Raw genomic sequence first — 10,533 nt, 5'->3', positions numbered from 1 at the left:
CTTCTCCTCCAGCTTGAAAGTCACATCGTCCACCATCCACGGCGGAACCAACCCCAACGCCAAGGTAAACAGCTTGTCTTCGTCCATCATTAACCTTCCCTAGATCAGCAATGCCCTAAGACTACCGTACCCTCGTATCCACTCCAAGTAGCGAGGAGCCAGTATTGTTTGCGGTTTTAGGATCGATATTTTGGCTGGGTGAGGCGCTTCCAGGCACATTGGCACAATGGGGTTTAGTATTGATTGTTCTTGCCATGTTGGGTCATGTTCTGCCTTCTGAGTTATTCCGCCTGGGTCGAAACTAATGTCGCAAGCTTTCCAGTAAATCTTCCGCCAGGACGGCTCCGGCTAAATCAATTTCCAGATCGCGGGCGAGGCGACGGTTCAGGCTTGATTTCATGCTCTACATGGCAGGTTTTGAGAACACGTGACCAGTCGCGCCTTTTCGTTACTCTGTAACGACTATTATTCAGACCATCGGATTGACAACCCGCTGGTCTGATCAACTCAACCTCCAGCAAATAAATGAATTGCAGTGCTGGTTGCACACTGATTTCTGGCACTTTGCCCAAAACTCGCCCAAGTGAACTCCAAAAACCTCCTGTTGGTACCCCGTCACCACAAAGTAATGTATGCAGTCGAGCTAAGGCCCTGTTAGTCTTGCTTCGCGAAATTTTGTTATTCGAGATTCCCTTTACTTAACTTGTCTGTAAGTTGCAATAAAAACGACCAGTCTATATGCTGGTCTGTATTCGCGGGAGGTTTTTCATGAACATCGAAGTCGGATCCTATGAAGCAAAGACAAAACTGCCGGAGTTGCTGCGCGGCGTCCAGGCTGGTAACCGCTACACCATTACTTTACGTGGCGAGGCCGTAGCTGATCTTGTGCCCGCAGAATGCAATTTGCATCAGGATACCGTGACCGCTGTCGATGATATGCTCTCCTTTATGCAGACCAATAACAACCTGGTTGGTGCCGTTGATGTTAAGGCGCTCATCAACGAGGGTCGTGCGTGAGTATTGTTCTGGATGCTTCTGTCGCCATGCTCTGGTTGGTGCCTGAAACTAATCCGGCGGGTGTTGATTATGCCCGTGCGGTTCTCAGGAGACTGAAGGAATCGCAGGCTCTGGTACCCCCATTATGGTCGCTTGAAGTGGCTAATGTCATCGCCAAGTTAGAGTCCAAGGGTATAGTCACCGAGGTGAACTCGCGATATTTCATTGCCATCCTGGAGCGGCTCAACATCGTGACAGATCAAGCGATGGTGACGCACGCTTTGAGCGACACTTTAAATCTAGCCAGACGCTTCAAGTTGTCTTCCTACGACGCCGCCTATTTGGAATTGGCTTTGCGCAAAGGCTTGCCCTTGGCTACGCTGGATAATGATCTGGCGAAGGCAGCGAAAATTGCTGGCCTATCAAATATGGACATCTCCTGAGATGGATTACATCCAAGGGTACTTCTGAAAAAGTGAGTTATGGACTGGGCCAGCAAATCCTACGTCCATCCTGAGGGAGATACGTCCGCATAGACTGATCCGCCCAAAGCGCGCTTCGTCCTGGTATATGACGCTCTGAGGGCGGGCAGTTTTTTGACTGGCGCGGCTAACCCTGAATTTGGTGCGAAAGGGGAGACTCGAACTCCCACGCCGTGCGGCGCTGGAACCTAAATCCAGTTGTGCCTATTTTTGCCTCTTTTTCGTTCAATAGCTTGCGATGGATAATATTTGCAAAACAATTGCTTATAAGATTTACAATCAATCATCATTCCCTAATATTCCCTGTCATTCCCAATCTGATTTACACATTCCGTTGCACGGAACATGAAAGTCAGTTGCACATTGAATGATCCGCCGCCGCCAAACAACGCGCGACTTTAACACCATGTACCATCATCAACGCGCCGCCCAACCTTCCGCAGAATTCTTCGGAATGTTCAAATCCCAAACCCAACCGCCCCCACTTGTGGACAACATAGCCAGTCCATTGATTCCATTCCGCTTTTTAACATTGAAACCGCCCCTTGACACACCTAACCACATCCACATCATCAAATCATATTCATTACCAATCAACCACTTACAAAATCTTTCAGTTTTTATCCACAGCGCCACATGCCAAGTATCCGTTTTATCCACAGGTGACTTGCCATCCACTTGCCACCACTTGCCATTCCCGCCCATCGCCACTTGCAACCGCCCCATTTATCCATCAATCCGCATAATAAAACACGCCGAACGCCAGTAAATAGAGGGTTTTTAAGAAGTCAATACGATTAAAACGGGGACGGTAGGGAATGACAGAGAACGCTTGAAAGTGTTGATTTGATGCAAAAAATGCTTGCAATGTGTTGAGAAGCTGGCTATACTAGACAGTAGAAGATGAGTAGTAAATCCCAGCTCATCGTCTGTGTATAAAAAAGGATGGGGTTAATGCACAAGGAGATATACCGATGGGACTTACTTGTTACAAAACACTCGAAGCAGCAAACTATCACGAAGCAAGATTACAGCATGAATTCGACAAAGATTTTTATTATGATGACGGCTACTTAGTAGAGCGCACCCGCGTAATTCCGCTTAAAAAAGTCATTCGCACAACAGCACCCGCACCACGCAAAACAGGGCACAAACAACGCGCGGAAGGTAGTCGTTCATCCGCAGCATCAGGTGATGGCAATTCTGAACCTGAACCGGAACCGGAGCGAAACCCACAGCAACATCCCCTTCAACTTTTAGATCAAAGCAGTCTTGCAGATTTACTCTGCATTTCCAAAAAAACACTTCAAAATACATACAGCAACACCCCCCACGAATTACCTGAATCAATCCAAATCCCGCATGCCCGTGGGCCGCGATGGACGATTCAAGCAGTTCAAGCATGGCTAAATAGCCGTCCCAAACACACGCAAAAACTCGCGCCTGTTGCACCGAAGCGTAAAGCAGGCCGCCCCCGTATTGCCGCTGCTATGGCTGCAAAGGGGGGTGCGAAATGAGCCGCGCAACCATCCATTTGCAAAATAGCGATGCTCTTGAAATTTTGGGTTTCTCGCGCAACGCCAAACCTTCCCCCGAACAGATTCAATCAGCTTTTCATAATGCAGCGGCCATGTATCATCCTGATCGTGGTGGTGATACAGAAGCCATGCGCGGCATTATTGCTGCCCGCGATTGTCTTTTGCCATCCGCAGCAGATGAAGAACGTCACGCAAAGCGTCGCGCAGCCACACTTGAAAGCCCTCGCGCTTTGGAAATGCAGGCGTTTTCCGAAAGGGTAGGCGTCAACATTACCGACTGTTGGCTGGCATTACAGCGTATTCAAAAGTGGGGTTTAACCCTTGATCATCCACGCGCTGCCGTTTTAGCACGCGGTGAAGCAAATCGGGCATTCCGCGAAACGCACGCGTTGGGAATGAGTTTAGAAAGCGCTGAAATGCTTTCTGCATCAGCCGGAGGGTTGGATGATGAAATGGCTAATCTCGCAGAAAAATGCCGTGATGCTCTGTCCGATGAAAAACTTGCACCCGGCCAAGAAGAAGGTTCAGAAGATGATCGGCGCATCGATGAAGCGCTTGAGCTTAAACATTCTGTTAAACCACGCGATAAAAACATTCTGGAATTGCGGTTCGATAAAGGGCTTTCAATCGCAGAAATTGCCGCGCATGTTGGCAAAACCCGCAGCGCCATTTATGCCGCATTTGATCGCATGTGTCCGGTTATGCATGCAGCAAAAGAACGCAAAGAATGGGCGGATAAACATTGCAATTTAGACAATTTAACGGGTAAAGATGCCCCCGCGCCGGTTGTTTTGGAAAAAGACGGACAGCTCGGATGGAATTTAGATGGGGATGATGGGGAGGTGCAGCCATGAGCAACGCACTTTCCAATCCATCTAAAGTACAAACGGTTTTTACCCGCCGCGATCTTAACCAAAAATCGCGGGATTTATTATCCCGCACGCAAGCGTATTTGAAAGGTTTTGACGCACGCGAACCGCAGTACATGCCGCGTCGTAAAATCACGAAAATTGGTGAAGCGCTTTTGATGCACCGCGAAATCGAGCGGATGGATGCAAAAAAATATCATGTGGATATTGATGTAGAAGCCCTCGATGACATGGAAATTGATGTAAAAAGGGGGGAAGCATGAGCAAAATTGCTTTTACCCGCATCACATCAAACAAAGTAATATCTAAAGGTTTCCGTTTACGCGGAAATGGCCTTGAAAAAATCAAAGGCGGCAAAATGTATTCCGGTTTTGCTGAACGCGTTGAAATTGAAAATTTGCAAGAGCTTATCCCTATTATCCAATCCATGCACACGAAACAAGCAATGGCCTACGGTACGGTTAAAAATGACGGTACGCGCCATGCAATTACCACCAAAAAATATCAGAAAGATGGCAAAAATATTGCACGCTCTCGTGATTTTTTTGAGTTTAAAGAAAATGCACAAGGCTTGTTTCTCGTAGATTATGATCCGCCGAAAGAGGAAACACCGTTGTCCATGGACGAAGTTTTACAAACCTTGGATAAAGTTTGTCCGGCAGTTACCAAAGCGGAAAAACTGGTGATTTCTAGTGCATCATCATATATATATCGTAAAAGTGATAATACCTGTATGAAAGGCGTGGGTGGTTTGCATATTCTCATCCGCGCAGAAAATGCCGCAGATATTACAGCAATCGGTGAAGCACTTAATGCGCGGCTCTGGTTAAACGGATTTGGTTACATTGGTAAAACAGTCGATGGTAAACGCACTGAAAAATCATTAATTGACAACACTGTATGGCAACCGGAGCGCTTGTTTTTTGAATCTGGCGCTGCGTGTGGTACAGGGTTGGAACAACGCAGGCCACCTTTCCAATATTTTGCTGGTGATGCGCTGAAATTATCAGAGGTAGATTTAACGCCGGATGAATGGGAAAAATTTCATGCGCTGGTTGCTAAAGCAAAAGGGGTGAAGACTAAACCGGACAAATCCAAATCAAAAGAAAATAGACAAAATCCAGCAATAACGAAACGTGAACGTTCTCAAAAACCCGTGTATATTGCACCGGTTGAGCCATTAACGCCGCACACAGCCGCCCGTATCATGGGCGCTCTTTTGTATGTCAGTCCAGAGGTAGAATATAACATTTGGATTAAAATAGGCATGGGGTTAAAAACCAGTTTTGGTGATGCGGGTTTCACAATTTGGGACAATTGGAGTAAAAAAGGAAACAATTACCCCGGTACCCAAGCATTACGCGCAAAATGGCTTTCTTTTGATCGCGGCGCTGTTACTGTTAAAACCGTTTATTTTTATGCAAAACAATACGGATGGAATGGTAAGCCTGTTTACATTGATTTACCCTTTCCTGTCAAAATTTTACCAGCGGATCAGCATCAAAAGCTGGCAAAATCGGTTTGCATTGACGAAGCCCGTGATCAAACTGAAAAATATCTGGAATCTGTAATTCTTGATCACAAGCCGTTTACCGTGTCGTCTGCACAAATAACGGTAGGTACCGGCAAAACTACTACGCTAAAAATGCTTTTTGATAAAATCCGCAAATCTAAGAAGAAAGTTGTCATCATCGCCAAAGACAAAAAACAATGCGGACAGTACGAAAAAGAGGGTGCGTTTTGGCGGCATGGACGGGAAAACTCTAAAAATGGGTTTGCCGATCAATGGCATTGTCCGAAAGCCGATGAAGGCGGGAATGTTCAGAGATTGGGCGAAAAAGAACAACGGTTACAGCAAATGTGCATAGGCGGGCATTGTGAACACGGCAATGTTTACATGCTGGAAAAGGCTAAAAAAGAAAAAACTGAACCGTCCGAAAAGGTGATCAAGTTTTTCAAAGAAAAACCTGAATTAAAAAATGTTGAACCATGCGGCTGGTTTGATCATGCCGCTGAATCGCAAAAATATACAATTCGTGTCGTCACATCGTCCGGTTTGGCCTTGATCGACATGGTAGATATGTCACGGGAAGATGTGGACGTTTTAATTGTTGATGAAAGCCTTGCGTGGAGCCATTCACAATTTTTGAGCGTAAAAGAGATTCGCAAATACATTGAACGGTTGCAAGGTTTGCAAAAAAAAATGCCCGATGACGGTTCAAAAGATAAAGAAAAAGAAATGCTGGAAACAGCATCAAATATCTTTGCGGAAATTGCCGAAAAAATGGGAAAACAAGCCGGAACCGCGCCCGCTGGTGAATATCAAGATATTAAATTTGACATGAAAGATATTGTTGATCATTTATCACTTATGACAGATGATCGCGGTGTAGCACCGTGGGAAAAGCCGGAATGGAAACAATGGCTTGATTTAGTGCAAACGCCTTTGCGGGCATTATCTGCAATAAAAGATGGCATCAGGGCGGGTAGTTTGTCGTTAGTTGACGGACAACTGCATGTAACATATTTGCATCCGATTTTAGAACATGCGGGCAAAAAGGGAATTCCAATTGTTATTCTTGACGCCACTTTAGACAGTACAGCGCAATCTATTTCATCAGAAATTAAAAACATTGTTGCCGCGCCAAATTTGGATTATGTCATTGATCCGCGTTGGTTTATTGCCGCAAAAAAAGATGAAAAATCACTCGAAAAAGAGATGAAAGATTTACTTGAAACGCAAAAAAATTTAGAAGCGCAAACGAAGCGCAAAAGTTACATTATTTGCAGAAAAACTTTAGCTTTATTTATGATTGGAGAGCTTGAAAAAATCGATGAAAACGATTTGCGGTTTATGCCGAAAAATGAATTGTGGGATTTAAGCATTATTTGTGGCATTGGATGGTTTGGATGGCACGATGCGGCTCACGATGAGTGGAATGGGCGTGATGGCATAATCTGGGGACAAATGCCGACACCGGATAGTGTGAGATTGCAGGAATATGCGGATCATCGGGCTGCTTTGCGTTTGTTGGGTGGCGGTAAGGATTTGCCGTTGCCGGATAACAAATGGATCGATAATTGCGAAGTAAACACTGGAAACCATGCTCAAATTTCACAAGGGAGACTTCCCGAACAGCCAGAAGTGCGTGAATGGATTTTGCGTAAGGTATCGAATCAACGCATACAGGCTGCAGGCCGCAGCCGTGCGGTTTGCCAGTCGCAGAGAATGACGATTTGGCAGGTTGGCGGATACCCTGTTACCGGCCTCGCAGAACACGGTATCAGGCCGACTTATGCCCGACTCGTGAAGGGTTTGGCCGGTTATGAAGTGGCCGCTTTGCATAGTGCAAAAAGGCAGAAGATGATGACTACCGCCGCCCAAGCCGCTATTGCTGCAGGAAAACAGATCACCCGTGAAACCGTGCGCGAATTTACGGAACAGTTGTGTAAGTCATTGATTACAAACAAGTCTAAATCATCTAAAGTTGTGCGGGATGCGTATATATATATATACCAACCTCGCACAACTTTAAGTGGGCTGGAATCTAACGAAAACAATGGGTTAGAAGGTACCTTGTTCACAGACGACGCGGGAACATGGGATCATGAATATTCCACATGGCGCGATACAGTACATGCCGGAATTCGGTTACATTTTGCAGAGCATGCGGGTTCATCCGCTGATTTACAGACGCAGAAAACGGAGCCGGTTCAGGAACATGTACAGAAAACAGTGCCGGAACTTGAAAACACAGAGTACCAACCTCGCACGAAGTCATGCGAGCTAGACTCTAACGAAAACAATACGTTAGAGGACGCCATTTCAGATGCGGAAATGGAAATTGTTGACTTGTGCGCAGAAGATAGCGAGGATACCACATCATACGATGTTGAAATTTTACCGAATCAACGCGATGTGCAGGAACCAGATTATTTACAGGAAGAAGAACAGCCGATGCGTAAAACATCTGATGACACAAAAGAAGAAGATGATGACGAATATGTGCCCGGTGCGGATGGGTAAAAAGGAGAACGCCATGATCACGGAAAAGAAAGGTAATCTGACAAATTTAGAATTGGAACGCGTCATCCCGCATGTCATTGACTTAATGCGAAAGGAGCGTGGGGATATTGATGTTTTGAATCGTGAACTGGAACGTATTTTTACGCCGCAAATGGAATTTTCGAATAGGTTTGATTTCCGCCATGCGCTTGATTATTTGGCGGGATTGGAACAGAAAGTATGGCAACGGGATTTAGCGTTACAGTATCTTGAAAAAATCCGTGGGACACCCGATTTCACGATTTTTTGTAATGCCATGTTTAAGATGCAAACGGGCATTGTAAGACGCCGCCGCAAAAAGGAAGCCATGGAACGCCGGATGCGTGGCCCTGTTGTTGAAGATGTAGCAAAAAGTAAGCGCACGGACTTTATAAGCAGAAGCCCTAATCTCACGAAAAGCTATGTCAAAAGCCCGAACCGCCTAAAAGTAGTAAATTGATTTTAAACAGCACGGCGCGAAGCGCACTGTAAGCAAGGCGCTTGCGCCGCGCAATAAACGCAAAGCGTTTATGTAGTGATAATCGGTGTGCCTACAGGCAAATCATGGAACCCGTATAAAGCCGGATCACGATCACCGAACTTTGAATTATTTTCATCAGACAACCATCTTAACCGCGCGTATTTTTGATGGAATTTCTGCCATCTTTTGCAGATTTCATCATCCACAAAAACATTCGCAAAATGATTTTCTTTTCCGCCATCTTCCACCGCAATATATGCGGGTTCCAAACTTTTATCTTCATCAATAAAATCTTCCCACGAATCGCCGTATCGTTCCTGCGCAGATAGTTCCAAACGAAACCTTCTGCATAATGAACTAAAAGTAATCGGAAAGGCATGATCAACATGTCCAGAACCGGTATTTGTTTTTTTCCAGATTTCAATTTGATACCGTATCGATTTGCGCATAACGTCATTCAATCGTGCTTCATAAAGTGATGCTGCATTGCCACGATCCCCTTTTTTCGTGAAACGGTAATAAGCAGCAATGGGTTTTGCATAACTAAAGTTGATTTCCGTCCCATCCGGCAAATGTGCAATAACAGCGAAAGTATTCTTGCTGTATCCATTTCCGCCGTTATCTTCAATCGTAAAATACGACACTTCGATGGACGAGCCAAGCTTGTGACACCAATACGCCAACCAATACAACAATTGACTATCGCTGATCTGCTGTGAACGCGGCATTGCGCGTAAAGTAAGTGAAACCTTTTTTTGACATTCGTCAACAGAATTCGGCATGGGAAAAACCGGTACATAATCTTCAATATTCATTTTGTTCATTTTGTCCACCATATGCTGTAGTAAGTCTCATTGACTACAGTAATGTGTCAAAAATTTTAAAGATTAAAAAAATGATGCAATAGAAGCGTCGCCATCGCCAGCCGCAGCATTGGATTTTTGCAGTAACCGTATCGCCGTGTCATTCGGTATTTCCACAAAACCTTTACATGTACCATCGTCTAAGCCATGCGGAGTGATATTATGAATAATTTCCGCACACGCTCTTTGTGTAAGCGATGCGGGATGACTTAACCATTTATCCGCTTGTTCATGCGTATTCAAACCGTTCAGTTCTGCAGCATGAATCAGTTTAAGCATTGTTTTAATCAAATGCGGCTCTGCAATAGCATAAGCCACTTCCAAAGCCAACCGATTAACGCATGCATATTCTGTTTCGCCTGATTCCATTTCTGTTGAAAAAAACATTTTTGCACGATCACCATTCGGATTTATTCCAAACCAAAACATAGCGTTCCCCTTTATATATCAGACACACAAAATATACTGCTCATCTACTACTGCAAACTGTCAAAAAAAACATAAAAACCTGTCATCAACAAAAAGCGTTTCATCCCTACCATCCAGCCCCATCATTCCACCCTGTAAACCCTCACCAGCCAGCCGCCACCCATCGATTTATAAAAGCGGTTCGCCAATGAAAAAAAACCATCACGCCATTAGCTAATGCACCCATAAATTCTTTCAGTGCTTATTTGATATTACGGCAATAATAAAGCATTGCAATTAATATCACGGTACCATATAATAAAACCATCGAAGCAAGGCACACCAACCAACAGCAAGGAGATTCAAAAATGGCAATCATGACTCAGGAAAAGAAAGCAACCATAGCCACCGAACTTAAAAAGTTTATGCCCAAAGATTGGAAATACAGCCTCAGCGTACGGCATCATTCAGAGATCGTGATGACTATCCAGAGCGCACCGGTTGACATTCTGGCAGCAGCAGGTAAGCCAGACGCAAAAGAAATGAGTTTGACGCGGTATTTCAGAGCTTCAGAGCTTTTCAAGAGTAATCCAGAACTTGCAGAGCTTTTCCAGAAAATACGGGACGCCCTTGATTTGGATAATCATGATCGCAGTGATTTAATGACAGATTATTTCGATGTAGGCCATTACTTGACAATAAACATTGGAAAGTGGGACAAGCCCTGGCTCCTCGCTACTTGGAGTGGATACGAGGGTACGGTAGTCTTAGGGCATTGCTGATCTAGGGAAGGTTAATGATGGACGAAGACAAGCTGTTTACCTTGGCGTTGGGGTTGGTTCCGCCGTGGA

The 10,533-nt window shown here is 45.0% G+C and carries 11 protein-coding genes and 1 tRNA gene; 8 read left to right on the top strand and 4 right to left on the bottom strand.

Features of this window, described 5'->3' with window-relative positions:
* Positions 1-768 precede the first annotated feature (768 nt).
* Together H7F08_RS14210 and H7F08_RS14205 are read left to right on the top strand one after the other, a co-directional pair.
* Positions 769-1,017, top strand: a complete 249-nt coding sequence (locus tag H7F08_RS14210) for a type II toxin-antitoxin system Phd/YefM family antitoxin (protein ID WP_010638602.1) — start codon at positions 769-771, stop codon at positions 1,015-1,017.
* Complete coding sequence (locus tag H7F08_RS14205) at positions 1,014-1,439, top strand: type II toxin-antitoxin system VapC family toxin (protein WP_031575283.1); 426 nt, start codon at positions 1,014-1,016, stop codon at positions 1,437-1,439. The genes H7F08_RS14210 and H7F08_RS14205 overlap by 4 nt, the downstream gene beginning before the upstream one ends.
* Positions 1,440-1,618: 179 nt before the next feature.
* Here the strand turns inward: H7F08_RS14205 and H7F08_RS14200 are convergent.
* Together H7F08_RS14200 and H7F08_RS14195 are read right to left on the bottom strand one after the other, a co-directional pair.
* Positions 1,619-1,692: transfer RNA gene (locus H7F08_RS14200), tRNA-OTHER, on the bottom strand.
* A 203-nt stretch (positions 1,693-1,895) separates the two neighbouring features.
* A complete protein-coding gene (locus tag H7F08_RS14195) occupies positions 1,896-2,204 on the bottom strand; it encodes a hypothetical protein (protein WP_193640897.1) in 309 nt (102 codons plus the stop codon).
* A gap of 248 nt (positions 2,205-2,452) precedes the next feature.
* Between H7F08_RS14195 and H7F08_RS14190 the strand changes: the two genes are divergently transcribed.
* The 5 genes from H7F08_RS14190 to H7F08_RS14170 are packed head-to-tail and all read left to right on the top strand — an operon-like array spanning position 2,453 to position 8,390.
* Complete coding sequence (locus H7F08_RS14190; protein WP_193640896.1) at positions 2,453-2,995, top strand: hypothetical protein; 543 nt, start codon at positions 2,453-2,455, stop codon at positions 2,993-2,995.
* Complete coding sequence (locus H7F08_RS14185; RefSeq protein ID WP_193640895.1) at positions 2,992-3,870, top strand: sigma factor-like helix-turn-helix DNA-binding protein; 879 nt, start codon at positions 2,992-2,994, stop codon at positions 3,868-3,870. The genes H7F08_RS14190 and H7F08_RS14185 overlap by 4 nt, the downstream gene beginning before the upstream one ends.
* Entirely contained in the window at positions 3,867-4,148 is a 282-nt protein-coding gene (locus tag H7F08_RS14180; protein ID WP_193640894.1) for a hypothetical protein, read from the top strand. The genes H7F08_RS14185 and H7F08_RS14180 overlap by 4 nt, the downstream gene beginning before the upstream one ends.
* The gene (locus tag H7F08_RS14175; RefSeq protein WP_193640893.1) at positions 4,145-7,912 is read left to right on the top strand and encodes a PriCT-2 domain-containing protein; all 3,768 of its coding nucleotides are present in this window, start codon (positions 4,145-4,147) and stop codon (positions 7,910-7,912) included. Before H7F08_RS14180 ends, H7F08_RS14175 begins: the two co-directional genes overlap by 4 nt.
* A 13-nt stretch (positions 7,913-7,925) precedes the next feature.
* Positions 7,926-8,390 (top strand): hypothetical protein, encoded by a 465-nt coding sequence (locus H7F08_RS14170; RefSeq protein WP_193640892.1) that lies wholly within the window; start codon positions 7,926-7,928, stop codon positions 8,388-8,390.
* 68 nt (positions 8,391-8,458) lie between these two features.
* Here H7F08_RS14170 and H7F08_RS14165 read toward each other — a convergent pair whose 3' ends face one another.
* Positions 8,459-9,235 carry a hypothetical protein gene (locus H7F08_RS14165; RefSeq protein ID WP_193640891.1) on the bottom strand — a complete coding sequence of 259 codons (777 nt, stop codon included), beginning with the start codon at positions 9,233-9,235 and terminating at the stop codon, positions 8,459-8,461.
* A gap of 63 nt (positions 9,236-9,298) precedes the next feature.
* On the bottom strand, positions 9,299-9,703 hold the full coding sequence (locus H7F08_RS14160; RefSeq protein WP_193640890.1) for a hypothetical protein: 405 nt from the start codon (positions 9,701-9,703) through the stop codon (positions 9,299-9,301).
* 347 nt (positions 9,704-10,050) lie between these two features.
* Here H7F08_RS14160 and H7F08_RS14155 point away from each other — a divergent pair, with 347 nt between their 5' ends.
* The gene (locus H7F08_RS14155; RefSeq protein ID WP_193640889.1) at positions 10,051-10,464 is read left to right on the top strand and encodes a hypothetical protein; all 414 of its coding nucleotides are present in this window, start codon (positions 10,051-10,053) and stop codon (positions 10,462-10,464) included.
* The last annotated feature ends 69 nt before the right edge of the window (positions 10,465-10,533 follow it).

This window comes from Acidithiobacillus sp. HP-11, from assembly GCF_015100075.1.
GTDB lineage: Bacteria > Pseudomonadota > Gammaproteobacteria > Acidithiobacillales > Acidithiobacillaceae > Acidithiobacillus > Acidithiobacillus thiooxidans.
This window is presented reverse-complemented; position numbering and strand designations above follow the sequence as displayed.

Excerpts from the sequence above, each read along its gene's own strand:
- H7F08_RS14190 (WP_193640896.1), top strand. The coding sequence starts at position 2,453 with ATGGGACTTACTTGTTACAAAACACTCGAAGCAGCAAACTATCACGAA.
- H7F08_RS14155 (WP_193640889.1), top strand. The coding sequence starts at position 10,051 with ATGGCAATCATGACTCAGGAAAAGAAAGCAACCATAGCCACCGAACTT.
- H7F08_RS14180 (WP_193640894.1), top strand. The coding sequence starts at position 3,867 with ATGAGCAACGCACTTTCCAATCCATCTAAAGTACAAACGGTTTTTACC.
- H7F08_RS14175 (WP_193640893.1), top strand. The coding sequence starts at position 4,145 with ATGAGCAAAATTGCTTTTACCCGCATCACATCAAACAAAGTAATATCT.
- H7F08_RS14160 (WP_193640890.1), bottom strand. The coding sequence starts at position 9,703 with ATGTTTTGGTTTGGAATAAATCCGAATGGTGATCGTGCAAAAATGTTT.
- H7F08_RS14210 (WP_010638602.1), top strand. The coding sequence starts at position 769 with ATGAACATCGAAGTCGGATCCTATGAAGCAAAGACAAAACTGCCGGAG.
- H7F08_RS14195 (WP_193640897.1), bottom strand. The coding sequence starts at position 2,204 with ATGGGGCGGTTGCAAGTGGCGATGGGCGGGAATGGCAAGTGGTGGCAA.
- H7F08_RS14185 (WP_193640895.1), top strand. The coding sequence starts at position 2,992 with ATGAGCCGCGCAACCATCCATTTGCAAAATAGCGATGCTCTTGAAATT.
- H7F08_RS14170 (WP_193640892.1), top strand. The coding sequence starts at position 7,926 with ATGATCACGGAAAAGAAAGGTAATCTGACAAATTTAGAATTGGAACGC.
- H7F08_RS14165 (WP_193640891.1), bottom strand. The coding sequence starts at position 9,235 with ATGAACAAAATGAATATTGAAGATTATGTACCGGTTTTTCCCATGCCG.